This window comes from Streptomyces sp. NPDC013317 (assembly GCF_055563155.1).
This window is the reverse complement of sequence record NZ_JBVHDX010000003.1, coordinates 25,508-49,731: the sequence shown is the minus strand read 5'-3', so window position 1 is coordinate 49,731 and position 24,224 is coordinate 25,508. Positions and strand designations below refer to the sequence as shown.

The window sequence follows — 24,224 nt, the reverse complement described above, 5'->3', positions numbered from 1 at the left end:
TGGTGCCCCTTCGCCCAGCTCCGGTACATCCAGGCGCAGGCATCGCCAGCTTCGAGGACGCTGTAGCGTCCGCGAATTGCCACGGAGCAAGGAAGTGCCTTGTTCTCGGTTCGCAGACGTGGCTCCACGGGGGATCGCTAGTCTCCGTACAACACGATTCACGTTCAGGGGGCCATCGTGCGCCACCGCTTCCTCGCGGCCGTCGCCTTACTCGTCACCACCACCGCGTGCACCACCTCGTCAGAAAAGGCTGACGCGAAGCCCGCAGACACCGTCACCCAGCCTGCTGCCGCGCCCAGCTCCAGCCCGACATCGACCACCGCCGCACCCACCCCCGAGGCCACCCCTGCACCGAAGCCGACAACACCCAAGCTCACCGCGGTCACCATTGACGACTGGCGCTACGGGTACGCCTGGCGGGGGTTCTCCACGGACGTCAACGGCGACGGCGTGCAGTACGACAAGCCCGGCGAGGTGCACGTGACACTGACGGTGGAGATGACCGTCACAGACGACCGACGCCCAGAGATTCCGGCCCCGAACAGCCTATGGGTGGGTCACAACTGGGGATTCAGCTTCTTCGCCAAGCCCTCGAAGTTCCCCGACTGCCTCCCGCTCGAGGGGGTCGGCCTGTGTGAGCTGTCCACCGGGGCGTTCTACTCCGGCTGTGAGGAGCTGCAGGACGACAGTGACGGAACCAACTTCCGCCCCGGGGGCAGGTTGGTCATGAGCTGCCGCATCGAGAACACGTTCCCCGAGTCGGTGAAGCCGAGCGACTTCAAAGTCGGCGTCCACTACGACGAGTGCTGCGACACGGACGCCAAGCACCGAGTGTGGTTGCCTTTCCAGAACCTACCCCAACCACCGCGGGAGACCGAGGCACCCGAGGACGAGGCCGCTGAGCCGGAGTCGGGGCAGACACGGCCACCCATCCGCTACCTGTGACGTGACGGCATGCGGGCGGCCAGTCCGGGAGAAGGGCATCCTGACTTCGAATAACTGATCGTTTCAAAATGCCGCCCTGCGGAGACGCCGGCGGTCCATGGAACAATCCCTTCAGCCACGGGCTTGGGGGATGACGCCGTATGGAACGGGTTGGGGCCGCACGGGAGCTCGTGCTCGGTTACGTCCAGGCTATGAGCGTGGTTGACGAGGGATGAGGGCGGCGATCCCCTCGCTCGAGCGGCTCGCGGATGTCCTCGGTTTGGTCCGTTCGCGCCGGATCATCAGCCGGCGCGGGCACGTCGGCACCTACTCCTACACGGTGCATGGGGCGGGGTGCCTTTTCGTGTGCGACGACGGCACTGAAGTCGACGTGGACTTCGCAGCCGACGGGAGCGAAGCCTTCGACCTCTGTCGGCTGCGCCGGTACGGGCTGAGCCTGCCGGAACCTCTCGACGTCACGGATCAGGAGCTCCGGGCGGCAGTACGGTCACTGCATCCGCTTCTGACCGAGGTGCGGCCGGGATGGTTCAGGGTAGCCAGCTGATCGCTTCGGGATGCGGTTCGCAGGCGGGGCAGGCATCTGAGGCTGCAGGCCAGTTCGAGCAGGCGAATCGATCAGAAGCCGTGCCGACCAACCGGACCCGCTTTGCCTGTTCCGGCTCAGGGGTTGTGTCCTTTGACTCATCGGGCGCCACGCCGATGGCCCCGAGTCAGGCCTTCAGCCCCAGTTCGGCGACCTTGCGTTGCATGTATTCCGCCCGGGTTCGCGGCAGGCTGCGAAGCGCGGCCAGCTCCGTGTGGATCGCTGCCTGCTCTGCGGAGACCATGCCCTCCCACCACGGGGCGCTGGGCCGAAACGGCCCCCAGGTAGTCGTCCCTGTTCGTGCGTCGTCGTTCCTGCGCGGAGGTCGGCATGTTCCTGGTCCAGCTGGTGTCCCGGTTCCGTTCCGCGGCCTGCCAGGCTTCTTCGGTGGCCCGCTCGGTATCAAGGCGGAGCAGGGCGGTTTCGGTTTCGGTCAGGTCCCAGAGGGATGGCGCGGGCATCCACGTGCTGTCCACGGTTGCGTCGTCGCAGCCGTACTGAGGCATCCGGTCCGGCGACAGGAACGGGCGCAGTTCGTCGTGGCTCAGCCGGTACAGGACGGCCTGGTCGATTCGGATGGCGTCCAGCAGCCGGGCGCAGCGCAGGCCGGCGTGCATGCGCCAGCCGTGCGCCCGGTGTGCGTCGATGCGGTCGCCAGGGTGCGTGAGGGGCACCGCCTCGATGAAGGCGGCGTTGCGGCCGGCGTGCTTCATGATGACGACCCGTCCTGCGGCCAGGGGGGTCTCTCGGTCCTCTGTGCAGAACCGGCATTGGCCGCCCCCCCCGGCTGTGGTGACAATCCGGGTGCCCCATGTCGGGTAGTGCTGGTCGCAGGGGTGCAGGGTGCGGACTCGGTCGGTGGCGGGGATGCGGTCGCCGTGTTTGGCCTGCCACTCCTGCACCGACTGCTGCCACGATTTGTTGGGCTTCCGGGGCGTGTGGGCAGGGGCTGCTGCGGGAGGCGGGGCGGCTTCGGTGAGCCGCTGATGGGCGGCATCCCTCCGATCCGCTGGCGTCGCGGCCCACGACGCCGGCGGCCCGCCAAGCTCCACGCGGACAAGGGATACGACTACGACCACCTGCGCCGATGGCTCCGCTCGCGCGGCATCCGGCACCGTATCGCCCGCAGAGGCGTCGAATCCTCCACACGGCTGGGCCGGCATCGCTGGACGATCGAGCGCACGATGTCCTGGCTGGGCGGCTGCCGCCGTCTGCACCGCCGCTACGAGCGCAAGGCCGAGCACTTCCTGGCTTCACCGCCATCGCCTGCACTCTCATCTGCTATCGCCGCCTGAAGGCGTGACCATCGGCCTGCGCAAAGGCTGCGGCAAGATAATGCAGGTGAGCGAACCATCTGAGCAGGTGCAGAATGCAGGCCGTCTCTGGCACGAACACCGCCGTGCGCCTTTCCCCGCCAGCCTGCGACGTGCTGAGTTCGGGGATACAGACATGGTGCTGCTCGATGCGGAGACCGCCGGCTGTGTTCTTACGTGGCTGAACAACGGCGGGGTTCTGGACCCGAAGCGCACCCGCATCCTGCAAAGCTGCATCGAGGACCTGGACCGAGTGATCCCTCAGATCACCGAACCCGCAGGAACCCGGTACTACGAGCGCCTGCGCCAGCTCGCCCTACTCGTGTCAAGGGCTCTCTCCAGCCCCAAATGAGACGACGTCTTAGATGTCAGCGTCTGTCGTACGCCCATCAGTCACTGCGGCGGCAAACAGTGCCACAAGGTTGTCGGTCCAGCAATCGGACTCCTTCGTCGCTACCTCAACGCCGCATCCGCCGCAGACGAGGCTGGGCCCGTCTTGTGCGGTGTGCAGGCGGCGGGCATGGTCGCCGCGGAGCGGGTCCACTACCGGTCCGCACGCCCGATGGTGATTCGGCCCTCGCGACCCATGCGGGCGATATCGCTCCAGTGCCAGCCGATCCGCTCGGCCGCCTCGTCCCGGGGCAGGCTCGCCTTGAACCACGCCACCCGCTCGGCGACGATCGTGCGCAGCAGTTCGACGTCGCCCTCGCGCGCGGCCTGCGTGGAGTACATCGGCCAGCCCTTTGTACTCATCGGCGGCGACCAGTGCCTTCCGCTCGACGAGCTCTTCGACGTCCAGCGCGCGGACCGGCTCGCCGGTGATCTCGGCGAGCATGTCGGCCAGCCGCTTGGCGCCCAGCGCTTCCGGCCACGTCTTCTCCTCGGGAGGCGAGGCCTGCTCAGGGACGGTCGCCTCTGCCCTCGTGGCGGTGTCCGTCATCGGTGTACCTCCGTGGTCTGCGAATCGGTGGGCAGGACCGCTCGTTGCGGGGCGGCGTGCTGCTCGATGGGGGTGCATCAGTGGCGGGGGCCGGTGGTCCCGGGGGCCTTCGCCGGCCAATGCAGTTGCCTTAGAACCCCTAACAAAATGATCTTCGAGGTGGTTGGATCGCTCCAGGACCGACGATCCGGGGGTGCGGGGTGGCGCGGCCGAAGCCGTGGGAGGTCGACGATGAGCTGTGGGCGGTGATCGAGCCGCTGCTACCAAAGGTGGGGCGTCGGGCTCGATACCCCGGGCGCACGCGGCATCCGGACCGGCTGGTGTTCCAGGGCATCCTGTTCGTTCTGCACACCGGATCGTCTGGGAACACCTGCCGCAGGAACTCGGCTTCGGTTCGGGCATGACCTGCTGGCGCCGGCTGGCCGAGTGGACCGAGGCCGGTGTGTGGCTCCGGCTGCACGAGACCCTGCTCGCCGAGCTCCGCAGCGAGAACGCCCTGGACTTCTCCAGGGCGGCCGTCGACGGCTCTCACTTCCGGGCGTTAAAAGGGGGATCCAAGACCGGACGAAGCCCCGTCGACCGAGGCAGGGCGGGCAGCAAACACCACCTGCTCACAGACGCCACCGGCATCCCGCTCGCCGCCACGCTCACCGGCGGAAACCGCAACGACGTTACCCAGCTGATCCCGCTCCTGAAGGCTGTGCCGCCGGTGCGAGGCAAGCGCGGCCGGCGCCGCCCGGACGTGTTGCTGGCCGACCGCGGTTATGACCACGACAAGTACCGCCGTCTCGTCCGGGCTCTCGGCGTGAGACCGCTGATCGCCCGCCGGGGCACCGAGCACGGCTCCGGCCTGGGCGCCCAACGCTGGGTCGTGAAAGGCGCCTTCGCACATCCGCACTGGTTCCACCGTCTGCGGATCCGCTGGGAAATCCGCGACGACATCCACGAAGCCTTCCTCGCTCTGGAATGCAGCATCATCTGCTGGCGTCGGCTCAAGAACCACCATGCGTGAGCCACGCGATAGCGACCGTCTACAGCAAGACCTTCCGTTCGTCGGCCTTGAGGCCGCGGAGTGTCCAAAGTCCGTACAGAGCCAGCAGCGGTTTGACGACCATCCACTCGCCAGGGCGGTAGTCATCCGCGCGCACCAGCCTCTCTGCAAGATCGGGCCGCTGCCGCCGCAAGTACGCTCGCGCCTTGAGCGCATGAGCTGGTTGAGAGACGATCTTGATGCGGCCCACGTCCTCAAGCAGCGGGATCACGTTCGTGATGTTTTCCCACGTTGTCACGCTTTGGTCCTCGAGGAGCACCATGCCATCGAACCCAAGTGCCGACTTCGCGTAGTCAGCCATCAGGTTGGCCTCCGCAGTGCCGCTGCCGGTCGCACCGCCGCTGAAGATCACGCAGGTCTCATGCGCACCATCGGCGTATGAGCGGATTCCAGCACGGACTCGCCATCGGTTGATCAGGTTCGCCGTCGCTTGTGGATTCCGGTAGCCCAACACCACCACGGCCTCGGAGGCGCCCCCGCTGTCCCTCACGAGACATTGAGACCAGCGCCAGTTCAACCACTCGCCCCAGACCGGGGCTGCAACCCCAGCTATCGCCAGTCCTGTCCTTCGCCGCACCCGGCGACTCTAGGGCACCTCGGTGCCGAGCCGCGAGGAACCAGCCGCGCTACAAACGACGCATTCTGATAGGAGTTCTTAGCATCCGGGCCTCATAGCGCCGCGTGCAGCCCGAGAGAATGACGGCATGACCATCTTCCGCTGTGCCAACTGTCAGCAGCCCGTGACCAGGGAAGTGGTCACGGGAGAACCAGTGAGGGGTGACGAGCGGCCGCCGGGCCACGAGGTGGCTCCGCCGCGGATGGCTTTGGGGACCTTCACGACCAACTTCGACGGCAGCCTTCTGATCTTCCACCCGGACGACGTTCCTGGGATGGTGCTTCACCCCGACCCGCGGCGTGTCAGTGGTTGCTGCGGGCTCGCGGGCACTGCGCTCCTTCTTCAGGGCCCTCAAACGCGAACGCCTCATCCTCCGAGACCCGGCCAGGAACGTCTCTCTCACCAGCAGCCGATCCGTGCCCACCGCGCTGCCCTCCGACCGCATCGCCGGTCTCCTGAACCGCTTCGACGACCCGCGCGACCGCCTCATGGTCGCCCTCGTGGCCATCTACGTCCTCCTCCCCGGGCAACTCGCCCACCTCCGGCGAACCGACCTCGACCGCAGCAAGGGCCAGCTGCGCCTGCGCCGGGTGGGACGCATGGATCACGTCGTCTACCTCGACGCCTTCACCCTGCGTCTGGCCACAGCGTGGGAGCTCCAGCGCCACCAACGCTGGCCCGACAGCTCCAATCCCTACTTCTTCGCCACCCGGAACACCGCCGTTGACGATTCCGGTCCGCCCATCAGTGCTGGCGTGGTTCAGTTGCTCTTCCAGCGAGTCGGCCTGCCCGCGGGCCGCCTGCGCGTGGACCGAATCGTCGACGAGGCGCGCCACAGCGCCGACCCCGTCCGGCTGATGGAGCTCTTTGGCCTGTCCAACCTCTCCGCCACCCGTTACGTCCTGTCGGCACACCCGGACAAGAGGAATGACCCCATCGCCCCGTGAGGCTCGCCCGGTCTGATCGGTCAGGTGGGATTCACGGCGGACAGCCTGTGCCACCAGTGACCGCATCCGTCGGAGCAGTAGCGCTTGCGGCGCCGTGCATCGGAGATCGCGAGTACCGCGATCAGCAGCCGGAACGCCTTCCGGCGCTCGTCGAGAGGGGCAAGGCTGGCGATCTTCCCCAGCTGCTGGTCGATCCTGCCGCGTGTGATCAGAACGGCAGGCGTATGCGTCAGGCGCAGTCCGGCACGGCGGATGCTCTCCGGTCCATCCTCGATGACGGCGCGAGCTTGGACGCAGTGATGGCGGAGAAACAGCAACGTCTCGGACTGCTCCTCCGGGCTGAGACCGTCGAACCATTCGATGCCCTGTGACATCGGGCGCAGCCCCTGGGCGAGTTCGTTGAGAATGACGTCTCGTTCGGTCATGACTGCCTTCCACTGGACAGGCGGCGCTCCGCCGCGGTGACCAGGATCCCGAGCAGCACCGCAAGATCGGCTGCGCCGTCGGCGTCGTCGGCCCAGCGGGTGGCTTGCAGTGGGTGTACCTGGTCGAGTGGGGCGCCTTCGCGGGCAAGGACGAAGGCCAGTGCCAGCATGGCCGCGCGGGCGTTGCCGTCTTCGAACGGATGGAAGAACAGGACGTCGAGGTAGGTCCGGGCGGCACGCGAGGGGAGGGGCAGGTCCGGTTGAGTGCTCTCGGACAAACAGCTCTCGAACCACGCCGGAGTGTCGGGTGGCAGGCCATAGCGCTCCCGCCCGTCCTTCGCGAAGGCCGGCACTGTGCGGAAAGGGGCGGAAGGTTGGTGCAGGACTGTCTGCTGCCAGTTCTCCAGGAGGTCGAAGCTCAGCCGTCTGCCCTGTGCCGCGTCGGCGAGGGCCAGGTCGAGGGCGGTCAGGATGTGCCTGGTCCCTTCGGCGTCGCGGCTGCCGCGTGTAGTGGTGAAGAAGTCCCGGAAGCCGTCGTATGCCGGTGCTTCCGCGCCGGGGCGAGCGCCACTCCAGCACGGCCACGAGACCTGTGGGCGAATGCGCAGCCAGTCGGCGAGCGCGTCCCTATCGTGGCCCGGGCCGGACGTCATCGGATTCCGTCCACGGTCCGGGCGAACCGCGAACTCACCGTGTCGACCACTGCGACGTCCGGTGCGATCCAGCTGCCGAATCGACCGCCGACTGCGCTTTCCACGATCTTCCGGGCTCGTTCGTCGTCGATGCCGTTGTAGGCGAGGAACCATCCGAGGACCTGCTTGCAGTGCCCGTACCAGCCGCTCTCGGCCCGCGTCCTGTCGGCCACCACGGTCACCAGCCGCGTGCACGCGCGCTCCCAATACCAGGGATCCACAGAGGACGGGGACACCGCTGAGTGCGATGGCGGCGCCAATGCGGAGAAGCGCTCCGCCAAATCCTCGATCCAGTCACGCCACTCAACCAGGGCTGCGACGGCCATCGGCGCGGTCGTGTCCGCCGTCGTCACGGAGTGGCGGGCGCAGCACCACACGTCGACGACCCCGCCGTCGGTGTCGCCCTCACCCACCGACCAGTTCCAACCGCAGGCCCACCGGCCGTACCGGTTCACCAGGAACTCGGTGACGGGGTCCAGCGAGCGCCACCAGTGCTCTTGGACGGCCGCAGGGCTGAGCAGCAAGGGTGCGACAAGATCGGCCAATGCCTCCGCCGCATCCGCGTCCAGCTCGAACGGTTGTCGCGACGGATCGACTTCTGCCCAGGTCAGGGTGCGTGCCCACAGTTCGCTCACCCCGCCACTCTGCCGCGCTCACCTGTACGAACTCCAATGCAATACGGAGCGGAGGTGTCACACCACTGAGAAACGATCTTCAATCGAACAAGAAGTGATCTTCAGAGCCGGCGATTCACCCAGTTCAGACCAACTCGTGAACAGGCCCATGCGTAGCGAGCGAACCCACGTCAGGCTCCACGTCGTAGAGGCAGGATCGCCACAAGTTCCCAGGCAGAGCCCTCCGAGATTCAGCGAACTTGTCGGTTTCAGGTGGCCGGCGACAGCATGATCGACGCTGCCATCTGTGACGGCGACATCGTCACCGTCAGGAAGGCCGAGTCGGCTGACCACGGTGACATCATGGCCGCCATGCTCGACGGCGAGGCCACCGTCAGACGCCTGCGCCGCGAGGACGGCCGGGTCTGGCTGATGCCCCACAACCCCGCCTACGAGCCGATCCCGGGCAAGGACGCGGTCATCCTCGGCAAGGCCGTTGCCGTCATGCGCACCCTCTGAAACGGCCCCAGTTCGGGCACGGCAACGGGATGTGCGACGGCTCCGCCATGACGGGGGCCAAGCCGGGCCGGATGAGCCGGTGCGACGGGGGGAGACACACCGGCCCTGTCGGGAGTGTGGCACGGCCGGTCCACGTACGTGCGAAGGAACGCGGACCGGCCCACGGGTGCACCGTCCTGCCAGTGGTGCCGACACCGACCGTAGGGAATACCGTTGTACGGCGCACAGCCTGATCCGCCGTTAGGTGCGCCGGGCCCGGCCACTCTTGCGTGCCGGAGGACAGGTTGGACTGCTGGCGGGAGTTGATGTTCCAGTCCCGCTCGGCGCCGATGTCAGCCGCCTTGGGTGGCGAGCTGCAGCCCGCGAGAAGGATCGCTCCGGGCCCCGTCACGCATGCAGTCCCTTTTGGGCGAAGCGCAGCAGGAGCAGGGCGATGTCGTCGGTACGGGGCGCTCCGCCGCGAGCCTGGCCGACGAGGTCGTCCGCCAGCATGTTCACCGGGTGGTGTTCCGGAGCCGCAGTGATGCGGGCAGCGACGGCCGCGATGCCGTCCTCCAGGTCCTCGCCGGGAACTTCGACCAAGCCGTCGGTGTACAGCGTGAGCAAGGTGCCGGGCTCGAACGGGATCTCGACGGCCGTGTACGAGGTGTCCGGGTCGATGCCGAGGAGCAGTCCGGGCGGCAGGTGCAGCGTCTGCGCTGGGCGGTGGGCGTGGCGGAGGAGCGGGGGCGGGTGGCCGGCCGTGGCGAGGTGGGCGGTGCGGGCCGCGAGGTCGATGTGGGCGTACACGCAGCTGGTGAACAGTCCCGGTTCGAGGTCGGTCAGGAGTCGGTTGGTGCGTGCGAGGACCTCTGCCGGATGTGTTCCGGCGCTGGCGTGGACTGCTGTGCGGACCTGGCCCATGAGGGCGGCGGCGTTCACATTGTGGCCTTGGACGTCGCCGACGGCGGCTGCGACGGTGTTGTCGTCGATCCGGATGAGGTCGTAGAAGTCGCCGCCGATGTCGAGCCCGTGTGCCGCCGGCAGGTAGCGGGCGGCCACTTCGAGGTGCGGGACGCCGGGCAGGGCGTGCGGGAGCAGGCCGGTCTGGAGGCTGTGGGCGAGCTGGTGGGTGGAGTCGTAGAGGCGGGCGCGGTCCAGGGCTTGGGCGATGAGTCCGGCGAGGGAGGTCAGGATCGCCCGTTCGCCGGGGACGAACGGGCGGGGACGGGCGTAGGCCAGGATGAGGGTGCCGATGGGCCGGCCGGACGCGATGAGGGGCAGGAAGGCCCATGCCGCCATGCCGTCGCCGATCACGACGGCCGGGAAGGCGTCCGCGAGCTCGCCGGCGTCCGCGAAGAACAGCGGCTCGCCGGTGCGCAGGCCATGGGTGCTGGCCGTGTGGATGCTGAGCGGGATGCCGTCGTAGCGGGCCATGAGCTCGGCCGTATAGCCGCGGAATCCGACGATGCGCAGGCGCTGCTCCTCGGCCACCAAGAGGGCCAGGGCCTGGGCGCCGAGCGCGGGGACGAGCAGGTCGGCCGCCTGGTCGACGACGTCACGGGCATGGACGGCCTCCGTGAGGGCGGCCGCTAGGTGCATGAGCTGGTAGAGGGCGGTGGCCCGGCTGGGCGAAGGCGCTTCAGGGGTGGGCACCGGCGCTGCGGGCGCCGGGACGGGCTCGTCGAAGATGACAGGGGTGATGCGGACGCTGATCCCGGTGTCGTCCGGGTGGAGGTCGAAGCGCAGGTAGCGGCCCCCGGGGGTGGCGGCGGTGAAACTACGCGGCAGCCGGCTGATCGCCGCGGCCCGGTAGTGGTCCTCGATCACAGGGGTGTCCATCCAGGGCAGCGCTTCCCAAGGCATGGTCCCCCGAAGCCGGGAGACCGGTTGTCCCAGCAACTCGGCCGCCTCGGCGGTGATGAAGGTGATCGTGCCGTTCAGGTCGAGGGAACAGTTACCACCGGGCAGGCGGCGGATGAAGGCCATGGCAGCGGCCGCCTCCGCCGGTCCGGGCGTGGAAGGGGGAGGCGGTCGCAGCATGACCGGGTAGGCCGGCGGAAGGACTGGGTTTCCTGCGTCGGCGGCCCGGCGCAGATGGTTCGCGAGCTGGCCGCAGGCCGAATCCACGGCCTCGCGTTCAAGGCCGGTCAGGTGGGGCGCGTGGGAACCGGGCCACAGGAGGACCAGACCCGCCTCGATGGACTCCGCCCCCTCGGGCGCCGGGTCGGGGACGAGCGGGGCGGCGGCGAGGGCGAAGTCGTACGGCAGGACGAGGCCGAGACGCGGGTAACGCCGGGCCGTCTCCTCCTGGCCGCCCAGCCAGACGAACCGCTTCTCGCGGACCGCGTCGGCCACCGGGGTGGAATCGTCCACAGCGACTCGGGACCAGGGCAGCGCGAACTCACGCGCCAGACCGGTGGTCATCGCCAGATGCAGGACACGCCGGGCGGGCTCAGGCAAATAGAGCATGCCGATGGACGCCCCCGCGGCCGCGCAGACCTGCACCAGAGTCTCACCGAGCGCCCTCTGATCAACCCCCTCAAAGTCCTCGGCAGGTCCGGTCGGCCCTCCCCGGCCACGCCCTGGTTCATTACGCACATACCCATGGTCCCCCCACACCCACCCGTGCACCGCAGCAAGCCTCGCGCGCCCCCGCGCCAGGTCGCAGTCATCCCGGCCTTGGGCGAGGCCGGCGGTCGCACCAACAACTGCTCCGAATCGCCCCTCCGCCCAGTAGCCAGCCCGAAACGCGGCGCGGCCGCCGAACCCTGCAGGGCACCAAGCCCCACGCATGGCATCCGGGGCATGCGATCACAGCGGCGCCGTGCTTAGCCGGGTGTCCGACCGCAAGGGGGGGCCTGGAGGTACGCATGCCCGCCGGCCGATGTGGTCCGGAGCCGTGAGTTTTGGGCTGGTCACTTCTCTGAACCATGGGAGGCGGCCGACACCGGAGGATCGGTCGTCGGCCCCTTCAGGGCTCAGAGCTCCTTCACGTCGCTTGTGCGGGCGACGATCTGGTTCGGGAGCCAGACCAAGGAAAGGGCCTGTGCGGCCGTCGGCGTAACGAAGATAACCTGCGGGAATGAAGCGGATTCAGCGGGCCGCCGGCGCGGTCGTCGGCTCAGCGGTGGGTGACGCTCTGGGCGGCCCGTTCGAGTTCGGTCCCCAAGGCGCATTCTCCGCGCGGTTTCCCGCTCCTGGTGCCGGTGGCGAGATGTGCGGAGGCGGTGGCTGGGACCCCGGCGAGGCCACCGACGACACGCAGATGGCCGTCCTGGTCGCGGAGTCGCTGCTGGAGCGGGGCGGACTGGATCTGCCGGACATTTTCGCCCGCTTCCAGCGGTGGGCAGCCTCACAGCCCAAGGACATCGGCTTGCAGACCGAAGACGTCCTGACCAACGGCATGCCCTGGGACCTCGCCGCCGCGATCCACTTCCAGGTCAACCAACGAGCAGCGGGAAACGGCTCCTTGATGCGCGCGTCGACCTCCGCAGTCCACTTCGCGGCTGCCGGCCAAGAGGCCACCATGGACGCGGCCCGCAGTATCTCTGCCCTCACCCACGGGGACCGCGCGGCCTGGGAAGGCACCGCGATCTTCCATGAGCTCATTCGAGTCACGTTCGAGGACACTGACCCCTCGCGGCACTCCCGGACATCTTGGATCTAGTTCACTCCGACCACCGCGACCGCTACGACACCGTCCTCGCGCCCGACTGGCACCCCGATGAGGCGACCGAGTTCAACGGTGCCGTCTGGCCCGGTCTGGGATCCGCCGTCTGGGCCCTGCGCACCACCGATAGCTTCGAAGACGCGATACGCGCGGCGATCGACCTAGGCGGTGACACGGACACCGTCGCCGCAGTGACCGGAGGCCTCGCGGGGGCGTATTACGGGCTGGATGCGATCCCCGTCCGCTGGACCAAGCCGCTCCATATCCCCCTCCCAGGATTCGACGGACGTGTGCTGTACCTGCCCGACCTGCTCCACCTTGCACACCGCCTCGGAGAGGGGCTGTCGATGCGACGGGGGTGATAGCCCCCATACATGCCGACGGGGCTCAGGAGGAGTGCCTGCTGAGTGAGCTGCCGATGCTCCAGCAATTGGACAAGACGCTGGTAGGGCGCCCTACGTGGTTGCATGTCGTCGTTCCATCCGCAGAGCGGGCAGGCCGAGGTTCACCAGTCCGCCGCGAGGCGCGTGTCCATCTGGCTGATCTTTGACTCGGCGCCGTCCAGGCTGACGCGGAGCCCTTCAATCTCGCCGAGCCAGCCCTCCCTTTCCGCCTCGGCGATGCGGTCAACGAGGTTGTCCCGGATCTCCACCAGCCGACCGCGTTGAGTTGGGTCGGGGCGAAGTAGGGAACAGCGGGCGCAGGCTTATCCGAACGAGCCCAACTCGACGCTGAACTCGTCCGCGAAGTGCGTTCGCGACGGAAAGTAGTCGTGAAGCGGCCGGGTGACAGGCCGTCCCGGGCGTGTCGCGCTCCGGGATGGGCCGTTTACGCGGGCCTAATGCGAGAACGCGTAGGTTCGGACGGGGTCGAGGCGCAGTTCGTGGGGCCCGAAGCAGTCTGCCGCGAGCGTTGCGACGCCGGCGCCGCAGGGACAGGCTCGGTTGAGTCCTTCGTTGCCGGTCGGCCCGCAGCAGCCGGTGCTGTTCTCCCAGTTGGGCAGCGGTTGAAGGTCGGGGGCGTCCTCCGCGTGCATCAGCACCGTGCCCGGGACGCCCGCCGAGACGACGAAGCCCTCCTCACGGCAGACCAGCGGCCCTCGGGTCTGAGCCGGCTTCGGGTCCTCCTGATCGTCCTGCACGACGTAGGGAGCCCCCAGGGCTCGAGATCGATCGCGTCACGGCCCCGCGGGACGGTGGAGGGGGCCCGGCGTGTCTCCTTGTCCCGGTCGTGTTCGTCGTCGGAGACGTTGGGGACGGCGGCCAGCTCGGCTGCTCTGACCTTGAGGGGACATCACATATGTCTGCTTCTTCGACCGCTCGTCGTATGGCCGCCACTGCCCTCGCGGCCGGCGCGATCGTCTCCGCCGTCGCCCTGCCGGCCGCCCCCCCACGACGGCGACCGCCGCCAGCGGGCCCCGAAGGTGGAGATCAGCAAGGTCCCAGGCCGACAGCCCCGGACGCGACGACCGGTCCAACCGGTCGCTGAACGGCGAGCGGATCGAGATCTCCAACACCACCCGCCACTCGGTGAACCTGGACGGCTGGACCCTGGGCGACAACGACGGCCACCGCTACCGCTTCAACGACTACCGCCTCGCCGGCCGCGCCACCGTCCGCATCCACACCTGCGAGGGCCGCGACACCCGCACCGACCTGTACCAGGACCGCCGCAACCACGTCTGGAACAACGACTGCGACAAGGCCACCCTCAAGGACCGCCACGGCCACACCGTCGACACCGAGTCCTGGAACCGGCACCGCCGCCGCTAACCCCTGACCGTCGGCCGTCCCCGCTCCCCCAGGGCGAACAGCAGGGGCGGCCGCCCCCCCCCACGGATCGTGCGCCGGGCAGGCCCCCTTGCCCGGCGCACACGTCTGCCCAGGCTGTGAGCTCAGTCGAGGATGCCGAGCTCGGAGTCGGGTCGGCAGATTTCGCAAGCCCGTATCCCGCCGCCGGTCATCGCCTCGCGGGCCTGCTCCCGGCCGAGAGGCCGTTCCTGTGGGCCGGTGAGCGCGCAGTCGACATCGAAGTCACGCTCGACCAGGCAGGCTAGGCCCTGTTCGGTGGACAGGCACGCAGGCGTTCACCCCGGTTGCCAGCGAAGTCCGTCGCGGACGCGCGCGAGCGCCGCGGCGAAGGCCCGGCCAGCGGAGGCGAGGCGACCGTGCACGGGATGCCGAGGCCCAAGAACACCGCGGCAAAGAAGACCGGGTCGAAGAGGCCCCCGGCTAAGAAGACCGTGGTGAAGAAGGCGGCCACTTCCCGGCTGAGGAAGTCCGCGTAGAGGGTGTCTTCGGATCAGGCTGTGGGGCCGTGCCGACGGGCGCGGAGCAGGCGAACGCCCTTCACGGCGTACACCGCGATCACGAGCGCGAATCCGGCTAGGCCGACCCAGACCCAGAATTCCGCCACCACAAGACTCATCAGCAGACTGACGAAGATCAGTAGACCGCCAACGGTATCCAGCAGGTCGAGACGCGCTGCGGAGCGCACTGCGGGGTCGGGGCTGCGGTACCGGCGAATGACCGGCACGAGGCTGAGGCCCTGGAAGGCGATCAGGACGAGGGCGAGCCAGACCAGCCAGTCGGGTATGTCCACGGCGGGCACGGTACCGCCTGCCCGGAACCTCTGGACGAAGATCCGAACAACCCTGGGGGAACTCGACCTCGGCCGCCCGCCCGGGCGCGCCAGCGGCTTGTCGATGCCGACCTCGCCGCTGACCCGGCCCGACGGCGCCCCGCGGCCTGTCTAGATGCCGCGGGGCGCCGGGTGTCAGTCGAGGATGCCGAGGTCGGAGTCGGGTCGGCAGACCTCGCAGGCCCGTATCCCGCCGCTGGTCATCGCTTCCCGGGCCTGCTCCCGGCCGAGGGGCCGTTTCTGCGGGCCGGCGAGCGCGCAGTCGCCGATGTGGACGCTGTCGGCGACGGGGCGTCCGCCCACGCGGAGGTAGGACATCACCCAGCCCGGCCGTTCCGGCAGGGTCCGGACCGGCCTCATCACTCGCTCGCGGGTCTCCAGCTCGGTGATCCGGCGACGGACCCGGTCCAGCGACAGCACCAGCCAGTGCTCCAGGGTCCGGAGCCGTGGCAGGTCAGGCGGGAGCTCGGACATGCGGCATCACGCCGATTCGGCGTGCCGCTTGGGCGTCTGCAGCTCGGCGACCTCAGCCTGGTGCGTCTGACACAGGGGCTTCTCTCAGACTGATGGTGTGGCGCAGGTCGGTGATGGATGCGTCAGCACAGCTCAGCACCGGTGTCTCTGACGCTATCTGGTGCAACAGGTGTGGCGCCATCACTGAATCGAGCGAAGGGAAGCCGCGAGGAAATTTCCGTGGAACCGTCGTGGTCCTGGCTGCCGAGGCGGCGTGGCAGCCAGACGCGGCTCGTAGGTGTGTCGATGCCTCTGATGTGGACGACGCAGAAGTTGCCGCGTAGCCACCCCGCGACGGCCGGCGCCCGCCTCTCACCCTTGGCGCTGACAGCACCCGAAGCCCTACAAGTCGCGAATCGCCTCGTGGAGGTGCCGCTGCTGGCGGTACAGGGAGGCGTCGCTGGTTGTCAGCTCCCACCAGCCTTCGCAAACCTCAGGGCGGCAGTGGTTGCGTGGAGTCTGTAGCGGCACGCCGGCGAGCGGCGAGCCGGCAGCAGTCAGGTGACCTTCCTCGTCGACGGTGACGTCGTGCTGGGTGCCGTCGGCGGTGATGACGGAGTACGGAAACCCAGCGCGTATATCCCGTGTGACTTGCATGCCTGGCTCGACGAAGGCCGTGCGGATGTCGTGGCGGATCGTGCTCCCGCAGTAGACTTCCTGACCGTCGCGGTTGAAGCTGTGGAGAATCTCCCGGCCGGTGCCGTAGGGCGGGGTCTCTTGGGTGAGCCGGCGGATTTCAGCGTCGAGCTGCGGCCGGCTGGGCTGATCGGGGTGGAGCCGGTCGTAGTCGTGCGTGGTGTAGTCGTGCAGCGGAAAGTACTCAAGGTCGTCAGTTCCCCGGACCCGGCGCGCCAAGGTGGGGTCGCATCGGTCGATGAAGGCGAAGGCGTCGAGGAGGGTGTCCATGACGAGCTGGCCACCGACCGCGTCCTTGTATGCCTGGACGGCGCCGGGGTTGTTCTTGGGGTTGTTGCGGATGGCGTCCGGCAGATCGTCGAACGAGAGCCATCGGGGCATGACGCGGTAGCCGAGGCCGACACCGCCGACAACACGGTCCGCCGGGACTTCGATTGTGGCGGGCACGTGGGTGTCGGCGTTGCGCAGGATCAGAAGGCCGCGGACCGCGCGTCCCTGCGGATCGTCTTTCTGGAAGTCGAGGTACCGGGTCTGTTCGGCGGCTGTCTGGCTGAGACAGATGACGTCTCGATCTAGGGTGCGGATGGCAGCGAGCGCCAGGGCGACCTCAAGGGCGATGCGCTCGGTGTCCACCTCCATGCCGTGAACACGGCACAGGGATGTGTCGGTCGTCGCAGCGGCTTCCCAGACGTGGGTGATGTACAAGGCGAGGCCGTGCATCTTCTGTTTGCCCTTGCCATGACGATCCGCGTCGTGGGCGGGGAAAAGGCCGAGCGGATGTGAGGCCATGGAGTGCTCCTACGGGACTCCGCCCGTCGGCGAAGAGACCAACGTACCGCAAGCTCCGCGCGCGATGCCCCGGTTTTCCCGGATGGGGCGTCAGCAGCGCGCCCAACCCTGGTTGGGTGACGGATGACCCGAAGCCCGGCGACGAAGAGCCGTTGCACCTGGTCCAGTTGAACACCGACGAGGGTTACGAGGCCGTGATCTATGATCCCGGCCCGGAGCACACCGTGGTCGGCACGTGTTCGTGCTGGCAAGGTGCTGACCGAGGGAGTCGTAGCCTTGAGGCCCCTCATTCGGTGATCAGAACTTGAGAGGGTGTGACCGTACGACTCGGATTCGAGGGAGACGGAGCACCCCACCTTGATCATCTTGGACACGAACATCCTGAGGGGCTTCGAGCTGCAGAGTCCCAAGGCCGAACTCCTTCGGGCCATCAAAACAGCGGACGTAGGAGGGGTGTCAGTCCCTTGGGCTGCTCTGGAGGAGCTGGCGGGGCAGCGCGCTCGGACTTACCACCTGGCTCATGAGAAAGCCGAAGCGGCCTTGCGGGCCCTCGCCAAGAGCGAACCGACCGGCAACTCCGGCGTCGTTGCACCCCTGGATCACGATCGGGTCCTTCAGTACAGGAGGCAGAGGTACCTGGAGATCGTCGACGTCATCCCGACGAGCGCAAACGCTCTCTGAGGGCGGAAGGTGGCAGCCACTGGTCTGGTGCTTTGCGTTCGACCCAGATCCAGCAAGGGTCTCGCGAGCCGTTCGGGCGATGTTGAGCAGGGGCAGTCGAGATGTGTGTGATGGATGCGGCGGTCAATGAGGCTGCTCTCGCTCGGTTCCTCCGTGAACACCCGGGGATGGAGCAGGCCGCATGCGCCCCCCGCACTGCTGGGTAGCGCCGATGTTGACTCGTCACACAATCCGGGACGCTCGCGTGAAATTTTCGGAATCTCGAAGTTCGCGGCCAACCGCATAATTAGCCACCTCGGGCCCCGGCTCCAAGGACAAGGGTCACACCCCGTAAAGCAAGACGAAGTTGAATGTGCTGCTGATGACGTGGTTGCCGCTTTCTGCCGCAGGGCAGCGCCCCTTTTTGGAGTCACCGTCATAAACCAGGGCCAGGCAGTTCCCGCACACGCGCCAGCCGCTCTCCCGATAGCCAGTGAACGAGTCCTTGGTCGGCAAGAAGAAGTCGAAGGTGCCCGGCGGGAAAGTCCCGTCCCCTCTCTCGCCCCCGTAGTGCCCTGACCCGACCCCTTCGGTGTAAGGGCCCGGGCAGACGCCGTGGCTGGTGCGACCTGCGTAGTACATCGCTTGGCACTTGTGGCAGTTCCGCCAATTCGGCTCATAGGGCACAACAAGCGCTGGCCCGATGCTGTCATAAATCATGTTGTAGTCTTTGGAATGTCCAATACGTGCTGCTTGTGCTCCCCGTTTATGAGTGGTGTATCGATGCACTTTCCGGGAGGGCCGGGATGGCCGTTGAAGAAGAGTGCAAAGCATCTTTCGCAACGGCGCCAATTGGATTGAGTGGGCATCGTGTCTCCTGCGATTCGTTGCGGCTGCGAGGTATGTGGCTGCTGAACGGGCCGGATTGTTCTGTGCACGATGTATTCCCATTACAGCGCCGACGGTGACCCACTGCAACAAGGGCGCGGTGGGCGCGTTCCCGAGCCTGGCAGGCCAAACTGCAGCTGCGCTCGTCCGCCCGCGAGCGTGCCGCCGCCGGCGAGGGCCTCCTCGCCTACGCCCTGGAGCAGTTGGCCGCCGAGGGCATCGAGCTGTCCACCGCCACCCCGCCGCCTGGTGGAAGCGGCGCCGTCAGGGTTGACGTTCACATCGCCCACCTGAGTGGGCTTGAAGACGGTTCCTTCTCCACGGGCGGCGCGGCCTGCTCGAGGACGATCGCCTCTGCCGCCGTTGTATCCGTCGTCGCTGTACCTCCTTCGTGGTCTGCGAATAGGTGGGTGGGTGCTGCCTGTTACAGGGGGGGTGCCCCTATCTGTTTGGTCAAGCCGGGTGAGGATGGTCGGCATGACGGATCGGGATCGGTTGGGGCGGGCGGCGGTGCACTATGCGGCTGCCGATGGAGATGCGGATGGCCTGAGGGTGCTCTTGGCCGGAGGCGCCGCCGTGGAGGCAGCTGACGATGCGGGCTGGACACCGCTGCATTTCGCGGCTCAGGCCCAGGCTCCATCAGCCATCGAGGTCCTGTTGGCTGCGGGTGGGCCGGTTGATGCTGCGACGGTCATGGCAGTACGCCGCTGTGGAGGGCCGTGTTCTGTTCGCAGGGCGAGGGTGCGACGATCCGGCTGCTGCTGGAAGCCGGTGCCGACCCTGACCGGGCCAACGGCCATGGCGTGAGCCCGCGAGCGCTGGCGGGACGGATCGCCAACTATGACGTGGCTGCCCATTTTCCGGCAGGGGACGGGACTCCGTCCTAGGCTCCGCTGCCCGGGACGGCTGGCCGGGGTTCGTAGAAGGTTCCGTCGCGGAGCATGGCGAAGAGGACGTCGGCTCGTCGTCGGGCGAGGCAGAGCAGGGCCTGGGCGTGGTGCTTTCCCTGGGCGATCTTCTTGTCGTAGTAGGTGCGTGATGCCGGGTCGCCCAGGGCGGCGAACGCGGAGAGAAGGCCCGTTTGAGCTGCTAGTTTCCTCTCCTGGAGGGCTGTTCACCTCGGATCGATGAGCCTGAGCTCCGGGTCGCCGGGGCGAGACCGGCGTAAGCGGCCAGGTGGCCGGCGGTCGGGAAGGTGCTTCCGTCGCCGACCTCGATCAGGATGCGGGCTCCGGTCCTGACGCCGACTCCCGGCATCGAGGTCAGGACTTTCGAAAGAGGGTGTGCCTCCAGCAGTTCCTCGATCCGCCCGGCCAGCAGCTTGCGCTGGTCGACGACGGCCGTCAGCGAGGCGGCAAGGCTCGGGACGATCAGCGCGGCCGCCTCGGTCCCTGGGACCGTCACGGTCTGTTCGTCCAGCGCGGCGAAGATTCTCCTCGACCAGCCGCTCGGCCATCCTCGGCGCCTTCGGCCGCAGCAGGGTGACCAGCCGCCGACGGCCGCCTTGCGTATCTGGGCGGGGGACCCGAACCGTTCCAGCAGTGTGAGGACGGCCGGATGCTGCAACCGCGGTCCCAGAACCCGTTCCAGTGAGGGGTGGATCTGGGTCAGCAGGCCGTGGAGCCGGCTGGCGACCCGGGTGGCTTCGCCGGCCAGGTCGTCGTGGAAGCCGACGATCATCTCCAGCTCGGCGATCGTCTCGTCCTCGCCGTCGATCGCCCTCAGCGTGTGCGGCATCGCCCGGGCGGCGTCGGCGGAGATGGACGCGTCCTTCGCGTCCGTCTTGGCCTCACCGGGGGGTAGAGGTCGGCGATCCGGCGCATCGTCAGCCCCGGGAAATAAGCGACCGGGCAGCCCATGTCCCGTGCGACCGCGAGTGGCAGGGCGCCGATCGAGGCCGGTTGGTCGACCACGACCAGAACTGTCCCGCGCTTGGCCTGGAGTTTCGCGAAGAGTTCGCGGAGCTTGGGCTCGGTGTTGGGCAGGCGCTTGTCGAACGCCTTCTTGCCGGCCGGGGTGACGGCGGTGGCGTGGTGTTCGCCTTTGCCGACGTTTAGGCCGAGGAAGACGTCGATGTCGCCGGTGTCGATCACGTGCAGGCCCCTCCATCACGCTTTCGTCCGGCCTTGCCTGGGCACCGAGCTGCCACATCCACGTTACGGAGAGTCTTCCGGCTCGGGTGAAGCCGGTGCTCAAGCCCCTCATCAGCGGTCCGTCGATGCCTCCGGACCCGGTGACACCCCCCCGGATCATGAACAACAAGGGGGGGAAGTCATGCCGGACCCGAAGGCCGGAGGCCCCATTGCGGAGCCACGAAAAAGGTAACGGGGGGATGGTGGTGGAGGCTGGTGCGTTATCCGAGGGTGAGGAGGGTGGTCCAGCCTGATTCGCCGACGGTGGTCTGGGTGCCGTGGGAGCTGGTGCCTCCGGCGTAGAAGCGGAGGGTGCCGTTGGCCATGACGGCCCAGAAGTCGGGGATTCCGTCGCTATTGGCGTCGGGGGTTCCCTGGATTACCGGGATGTTGGTACGGCTCCATCCGGTGGTTCCGTAGACCTCGTCCCTGCCGGTGCCTGAGTTAGCGGCGAGGGCGAGCGAGTTCAGGTCGACGCCGCCTCCTGTGGCTGCCTTGCCGTGACGGAGCAGGAGGCCTCGTTCGGCTTCCGCGCTGCGGAAGACGAGGTCGGCGATGCCGTCCTTGGTGTAGTCGCTGACGGTGATGATGTCCCGGGTGTCCCAGCCGCTGCCTGCGAGCAGTCGGGCGTCGGTGAAGCTGCCGCCGGTGTATCCGGTGAAGGCCCACAGCTGTCCTCCGGCGCGGGCGAAGGCGTCGGGCATCCCGTCGCCGGTGATGTCGCCGGTCACGGTGAGCTGGGTGAGGGTGGTCGGGCTCGGGGCGCTTGCGGGCAGGAGTATGTCGAGGCGTTCGTCGGTGTTGAAGGTGCCGAATCCGTCGCCGGGGTACAGGTAGAGCTTGCCGTCCGGCATGCGGGCGAGGAGGTCGTTGACTCCGTCTCCGGGGTACCAGTCTGTCGCGTGGCTGAGGAGTACCGGCGGCTTGCCGGTTGTGGCCGTCCAGTAGCCGTCGTCGAGGGGGCCTTGGGCGTTGTAGGCGCCTGGCATGTGGACATTGACGTTGCCGGCCGGCTCTGCGGGGTAGCTGCGGAGGTTGCCGGTGGCGTCGATGGCCAGGAGGTCGGGCGCGCTGTCGCCGGTGACGTCGCCGGGCGGATCGAGTGTCTTGCGCGGGGTGACGTAGAACTCGTACTTCGCTGGCTGGGAGTGGTTGCCGGCCGAGTCGACGGCCCAGACGTAGAGGGTGTTGAGACCAGCCATGGGCGGCTTGAGGATTTTGGTGACCGCGTATCCCAGGACGGTCGGCAAGGGAGGGTTGGTGGCATGGTTGGTCGTGTTCAGGGCGTACTTGAACTGCTTCACGCTGGCGTCCGAAACGATCTTGTCGTCGCCGTCGTAGGTGTCGGTGCGGAACGTGAAGTCGCCGCTGGCCCCGAACTCGACAGTGCTCCACTGGTTCTTGTCATCGCCGGGCGGGGGGAACACGTCTCCGACGGAGGTGACGACAGGGCTGTTGGGTGCGGTGTGGTCGACCGTGAACTGGCAGTACAGGCCGGTGCCTGAGGGGCCGAAGATCGATGCGGAGCCCATGGAGTCGATGGTGCGGGCGGACCAGGAGTAGGTCTTGCCGTGAGTGAATTCTCCCCATGAGACGGTGGGGGCGATGACTCCGTCGCTGGCCGGTGCGTACTCCTTGTCCACGATGGTGTTCGCGATGTCGCCGGTGGGCCAGATCTTGAGGTGGATGGACTTCAGGTCCTCGTCCTGGTCCCGTCCGGTGACCTTGAACGTCAGGTTGGTCTTGCCCATGGAGATGTAGGGCTCGCTGAGGTCGCAGGCGTGGTTGCCGGGGATCAGCACCATCTCCGACTGTTTGGGCTCATCGGGCCTGTGGTTGAAAGTGGTCTCGATGTACGGCGAGGTCTCACCGTTGGCCATGAACTTCTTCCAGGCTGCCGTGCTGCCCTCGTCCGCAGCCTTGAGGCCGAGGGTGATGGTGGGCCATCCGTTCGTGGCGGCTTTCTGGACGGCGGAGTCGATGGGGATCGCGCGCCACTTGTCGGGGCACGAGCCGGACTTGTAGCCCCATCCGCTGGTCTCGCTGCCGATGGGGCTGCCCCAGCCGGAGAGGGGGAAGTTGTTGAAGGTCGTGGCGGAGGAGATCTGGGGCGTGAGATGGACGTTGTACTGACGCGGCGAGCAGCCCCAAGAGTACGTCTGCAGGATCTGGAGCCTCGAGTCCTTGACGGTTGCGTTCCTCAGCAGTTCGGTGTCCTCGAAGGTGAACACGGAGCGGGACAGCCCGCTCGTATCCGATTCGTAGCCGACACGTGCTTCGTTGGTGCCGTCGTTGAAGTTCTGGCCGTTGTAGAAGCTCGAGCTGCCGTACTTCTGGTAGAGCAGGGTCCAGTTCCTCTTGCGGCCCTTGAACGACGGGTCGATGAAGACCGGGTACACCATGTCGGGGTCGGCGAGGGCCTTGGTGTCTACAGCGAGGTCGAGGACGCCGTCCGGGGCAAGGTCGGCGTCGAGAACGCTGTCGTGACTGCCGGGCTGGGGCCCGGCGAGACCGGGCAGGGCCAGCGCGGTGTCACCGAGCGCAGGGCCGAGCTCCGGTGCCTCCTCGCCAACCGTGGCTCTGACGGTGCCCGCGGAGTCCCACAGGTAGGGCGTCGGAGAGGTCGCCAACTCCTTGCCGCTGTTGTCGAGCGCGGTGACGACATTGGACTGGTCGTTCAGTTTGAAAGCCAGGGTGGGGGAGGTCAGGCGGTAGTCGAGGTCGGCGAGCAGCGGGTCCTTGGCAGCCTGCTCGGTGTGGACGATCAGGACGTGGGAGTAGCCGCTGTCGCGGGCTGTCAGGAGCAGGTCGATCCCGGGGCGCACGTTCTCGTACAGGGCCCTCGGGCCGTCGACGACGGGGGCGGGCAGCGGGCCGGGCCAGCTGACGACGAGCTCGTGACTTTCCACGGTGAGCCGTACGAGTTCGGTCCAGGTGCGCCCATCGTCGGCGGTGACGGCCGAGGGGAGATGGGGGCGGTGCACTGACCGTGATGCGCGCTTCTGGCTGTGAGTCGTTCCGGGGCTGCCGGCGCTGAACAGCAGCGGGTCGTTCACGGCGACGGGCGCGTAGCCGCCGTCCACCCGCTTGAGGCTGGTATCGATCTTCTTCCACTCGCCGCCGACCTTGGCGCGGATCGTGTCGCTGTGAGTCCGGATACGCATCAGGCCGTCGGGCTGGGCCCACACGGTGGAATGCGCCGTGCGCTCGGCGGTGACTTCCACGTCCTTCCCGGTCCGCTTCGCCTCCTGCCGCGCCTCGGTAGCGCTCAGCGCATCCGCCGGGTTTCTGCGCTCCGCTGAGGGGCGCTCGGGCGCTGAACTGCCCTGCGTGAGGTGGACGGCCAGCGGCAGCGCGACGGCGGCCGCCAGCACCGCGGATACGGCGGCGTAGCGGCGCCGGCGGCGCGCCGCCCTGTTCTCGGCGGCAGTGAGGTTCCCCGGTGCCTCTTCGGATGCGGATGCCTGGTCCGCACCTGTTTCCGGTGATGTAGAGGCGTCCATGAGTTCCTTTCCCCCCTCGGGTGCCTGGTGTGAGGGCGACCCGCGGAATTCCTGCTGCGCGCACGCGTGTGCGCAGCAGAGCATGCCTCATCTTCACGGTTTCGTCACCGCTCGACTTCACAGGTGGGAATGGAACCAGCCCCTGCCGGGAAGCGTGTTCCCGGCA

Annotated in this window: 23 protein-coding genes and 5 pseudogenes; 12 read left to right on the top strand and 16 right to left on the bottom strand. The window is 67.8% G+C overall.

What is annotated here, in order from left to right:
• Positions 1–177 precede the first annotated feature (177 nt).
• Both ACZ3IJ_RS09010 and ACZ3IJ_RS09005 read left to right on the top strand, forming a co-directional pair.
• Positions 178–945, top strand: coding sequence for a hypothetical protein (locus ACZ3IJ_RS09010; RefSeq protein WP_467467009.1), 768 nt, complete (start codon positions 178–180; stop codon positions 943–945).
• Positions 946–1,156: 211 nt separating this feature from the next.
• On the top strand, positions 1,157–1,489 hold the full coding sequence (locus tag ACZ3IJ_RS09005) for a DUF6896 domain-containing protein (RefSeq protein WP_467467008.1): 333 nt from the start codon (positions 1,157–1,159) through the stop codon (positions 1,487–1,489).
• A gap of 137 nt (positions 1,490–1,626) precedes the next feature.
• Here ACZ3IJ_RS09005 and ACZ3IJ_RS09000 read toward each other — a convergent pair whose 3' ends face one another.
• Positions 1,627–2,241 (bottom strand): hypothetical protein, encoded by a 615-nt coding sequence (locus tag ACZ3IJ_RS09000; RefSeq protein WP_467467007.1) that lies wholly within the window; start codon positions 2,239–2,241, stop codon positions 1,627–1,629.
• Positions 2,242–2,505: 264 nt separating this feature from the next.
• Between ACZ3IJ_RS09000 and ACZ3IJ_RS08995 the strand changes: the two are divergent.
• Both ACZ3IJ_RS08995 and ACZ3IJ_RS08990 read left to right on the top strand, forming a co-directional pair.
• Positions 2,506–2,831: pseudogene (locus ACZ3IJ_RS08995) on the top strand (transposase); the annotation flags it as partial.
• Positions 2,828–3,193: a hypothetical protein gene (locus ACZ3IJ_RS08990; protein WP_467467006.1), complete on the top strand. Its 366-nt coding sequence runs from the start codon at positions 2,828–2,830 to the stop codon at positions 3,191–3,193. The pseudogene ACZ3IJ_RS08995 and the gene ACZ3IJ_RS08990, both read left to right, overlap by 4 nt.
• 191 nt (positions 3,194–3,384) lie before the next feature.
• Here the strand turns inward: ACZ3IJ_RS08990 and ACZ3IJ_RS08985 are convergent, their stop codons facing one another.
• Positions 3,385–3,573 (bottom strand): hypothetical protein, encoded by a 189-nt coding sequence (locus ACZ3IJ_RS08985; protein WP_467467005.1) that lies wholly within the window; start codon positions 3,571–3,573, stop codon positions 3,385–3,387.
• Positions 3,574–3,981: 408 nt separating this feature from the next.
• Between ACZ3IJ_RS08985 and ACZ3IJ_RS08980 the strand changes: the two genes are divergently transcribed.
• Positions 3,982–4,793, top strand: a protein-coding gene (locus tag ACZ3IJ_RS08980; RefSeq protein ID WP_467467004.1) for an IS5 family transposase whose coding sequence is annotated in 2 segments (ribosomal slippage) — positions 3,982–4,138 and positions 4,138–4,793 — 813 coding nt in all. Because the reading frame shifts where the segments join, the coding sequence is not laid out codon by codon here.
• 19 nt (positions 4,794–4,812) lie between these two features.
• Here ACZ3IJ_RS08980 and ACZ3IJ_RS08975 read toward each other — a convergent pair.
• On the bottom strand, positions 4,813–5,409 hold the full coding sequence (locus ACZ3IJ_RS08975; RefSeq protein WP_467467003.1) for a YdcF family protein: 597 nt from the start codon (positions 5,407–5,409) through the stop codon (positions 4,813–4,815).
• Positions 5,410–5,864: 455 nt separating this feature from the next.
• On the opposite strand from ACZ3IJ_RS08975, the gene ACZ3IJ_RS08970 reads away from it, so the two are divergent.
• Complete coding sequence (locus ACZ3IJ_RS08970; RefSeq protein WP_467467002.1) at positions 5,865–6,395, top strand: site-specific integrase; 531 nt, start codon at positions 5,865–5,867, stop codon at positions 6,393–6,395.
• 20 nt (positions 6,396–6,415) lie between these two features.
• Here the strand turns inward: ACZ3IJ_RS08970 and ACZ3IJ_RS08965 are convergent, their stop codons facing one another.
• The 3 genes from ACZ3IJ_RS08965 to ACZ3IJ_RS08955 are packed head-to-tail and all read right to left on the bottom strand — an operon-like array spanning position 6,416 to position 8,147.
• A complete protein-coding gene (locus ACZ3IJ_RS08965) occupies positions 6,416–6,820 on the bottom strand; it encodes a DUF5958 family protein (protein ID WP_467467001.1) in 405 nt (134 codons plus the stop codon).
• Positions 6,817–7,473: a Fic family protein gene (locus ACZ3IJ_RS08960; RefSeq protein WP_467467000.1), complete on the bottom strand. Its 657-nt coding sequence runs from the start codon at positions 7,471–7,473 to the stop codon at positions 6,817–6,819. Before ACZ3IJ_RS08960 ends, ACZ3IJ_RS08965 begins: the two co-directional genes overlap by 4 nt.
• On the bottom strand, positions 7,470–8,147 hold the full coding sequence (locus tag ACZ3IJ_RS08955) for a hypothetical protein (protein ID WP_467466999.1): 678 nt from the start codon (positions 8,145–8,147) through the stop codon (positions 7,470–7,472). The genes ACZ3IJ_RS08960 and ACZ3IJ_RS08955 overlap by 4 nt, the downstream gene beginning before the upstream one ends.
• A 195-nt stretch (positions 8,148–8,342) precedes the next feature.
• Between ACZ3IJ_RS08955 and ACZ3IJ_RS08950 the strand changes: the two genes are divergently transcribed.
• Positions 8,343–8,645: a LexA family protein gene (locus ACZ3IJ_RS08950; protein WP_467467653.1), complete on the top strand. Its 303-nt coding sequence runs from the start codon at positions 8,343–8,345 to the stop codon at positions 8,643–8,645.
• A gap of 387 nt (positions 8,646–9,032) precedes the next feature.
• Here ACZ3IJ_RS08950 and ACZ3IJ_RS08945 read toward each other — a convergent pair whose 3' ends face one another.
• Positions 9,033–11,096, bottom strand: coding sequence for a PP2C family protein-serine/threonine phosphatase (locus ACZ3IJ_RS08945; protein ID WP_467466998.1), 2,064 nt, complete (start codon positions 11,094–11,096; stop codon positions 9,033–9,035).
• 613 nt (positions 11,097–11,709) lie between these two features.
• On the opposite strand from ACZ3IJ_RS08945, the pseudogene ACZ3IJ_RS08940 reads away from it, so the two are divergent.
• Positions 11,710–12,659, top strand: a pseudogene (locus ACZ3IJ_RS08940) (ADP-ribosylglycohydrolase family protein).
• Between the two features lie 143 nt (positions 12,660–12,802).
• Here ACZ3IJ_RS08940 and ACZ3IJ_RS08935 read toward each other — a convergent pair.
• Both ACZ3IJ_RS08935 and ACZ3IJ_RS08930 read right to left on the bottom strand, forming a co-directional pair.
• The gene (locus ACZ3IJ_RS08935; protein ID WP_467466997.1) at positions 12,803–12,949 is read right to left on the bottom strand and encodes a hypothetical protein; all 147 of its coding nucleotides are present in this window, start codon (positions 12,947–12,949) and stop codon (positions 12,803–12,805) included.
• A gap of 186 nt (positions 12,950–13,135) precedes the next feature.
• On the bottom strand, positions 13,136–13,438 hold the full coding sequence (locus ACZ3IJ_RS08930) for a hypothetical protein (RefSeq protein WP_467466996.1): 303 nt from the start codon (positions 13,436–13,438) through the stop codon (positions 13,136–13,138).
• A 151-nt stretch (positions 13,439–13,589) separates the two neighbouring features.
• Here ACZ3IJ_RS08930 and ACZ3IJ_RS08925 point away from each other — a divergent pair, with 151 nt between their 5' ends.
• Positions 13,590–14,069, top strand: a complete 480-nt coding sequence (locus ACZ3IJ_RS08925) for a lamin tail domain-containing protein (RefSeq protein WP_467467652.1) — start codon at positions 13,590–13,592, stop codon at positions 14,067–14,069.
• 122 nt (positions 14,070–14,191) lie between these two features.
• On the opposite strand, the gene ACZ3IJ_RS08920 is transcribed toward ACZ3IJ_RS08925, so the two are convergent.
• The 4 genes from ACZ3IJ_RS08920 to ACZ3IJ_RS08905 form a co-directional block, all read right to left on the bottom strand.
• Positions 14,192–14,344, bottom strand: a complete 153-nt coding sequence (locus ACZ3IJ_RS08920; protein ID WP_467467651.1) for a DUF6233 domain-containing protein — start codon at positions 14,342–14,344, stop codon at positions 14,192–14,194.
• A 254-nt stretch (positions 14,345–14,598) separates the two neighbouring features.
• A complete protein-coding gene (locus ACZ3IJ_RS08915) occupies positions 14,599–14,898 on the bottom strand; it encodes a hypothetical protein (protein ID WP_467466995.1) in 300 nt (99 codons plus the stop codon).
• A 174-nt stretch (positions 14,899–15,072) separates the two neighbouring features.
• Positions 15,073–15,411 carry a DUF6233 domain-containing protein gene (locus ACZ3IJ_RS08910; RefSeq protein WP_467466994.1) on the bottom strand — a complete coding sequence of 113 codons (339 nt, stop codon included), beginning with the start codon at positions 15,409–15,411 and terminating at the stop codon, positions 15,073–15,075.
• A 381-nt stretch (positions 15,412–15,792) separates the two neighbouring features.
• A complete protein-coding gene (locus ACZ3IJ_RS08905; RefSeq protein WP_467466993.1) occupies positions 15,793–16,875 on the bottom strand; it encodes a hypothetical protein in 1,083 nt (360 codons plus the stop codon).
• 366 nt (positions 16,876–17,241) lie between these two features.
• Between ACZ3IJ_RS08905 and ACZ3IJ_RS08900 the strand changes: the two genes are divergently transcribed.
• On the top strand, positions 17,242–17,556 hold the full coding sequence (locus ACZ3IJ_RS08900) for a hypothetical protein (RefSeq protein WP_467466992.1): 315 nt from the start codon (positions 17,242–17,244) through the stop codon (positions 17,554–17,556).
• A gap of 321 nt (positions 17,557–17,877) precedes the next feature.
• On the opposite strand, the gene ACZ3IJ_RS08895 is transcribed toward ACZ3IJ_RS08900, so the two are convergent.
• Complete coding sequence (locus ACZ3IJ_RS08895; protein WP_467466990.1) at positions 17,878–18,255, bottom strand: hypothetical protein; 378 nt, start codon at positions 18,253–18,255, stop codon at positions 17,878–17,880.
• Positions 18,256–18,891: 636 nt separating this feature from the next.
• Here ACZ3IJ_RS08895 and ACZ3IJ_RS08890 point away from each other — a divergent pair.
• Together ACZ3IJ_RS08890 and ACZ3IJ_RS08885 are read left to right on the top strand one after the other, a co-directional pair.
• Positions 18,892–19,098 (top strand): annotated as a pseudogene (locus tag ACZ3IJ_RS08890) (ankyrin repeat domain-containing protein); the annotation flags it as partial.
• 29 nt (positions 19,099–19,127) lie between these two features.
• Positions 19,128–19,310, top strand: a pseudogene (locus ACZ3IJ_RS08885) (hypothetical protein); the annotation flags it as partial.
• Here ACZ3IJ_RS08885 and ACZ3IJ_RS08880 read toward each other — a convergent pair.
• Positions 19,307–20,516, bottom strand: a pseudogene (locus ACZ3IJ_RS08880) (IS110 family RNA-guided transposase). The pseudogenes ACZ3IJ_RS08885 and ACZ3IJ_RS08880 sit on opposite strands and share 4 nt — an antisense overlap.
• A 260-nt stretch (positions 20,517–20,776) precedes the next feature.
• Entirely contained in the window at positions 20,777–24,058 is a 3,282-nt protein-coding gene (locus tag ACZ3IJ_RS08875; RefSeq protein ID WP_467466989.1) for a DNRLRE domain-containing protein, read from the bottom strand.
• Between the last annotated feature and the right edge of the window lie 166 nt (positions 24,059–24,224).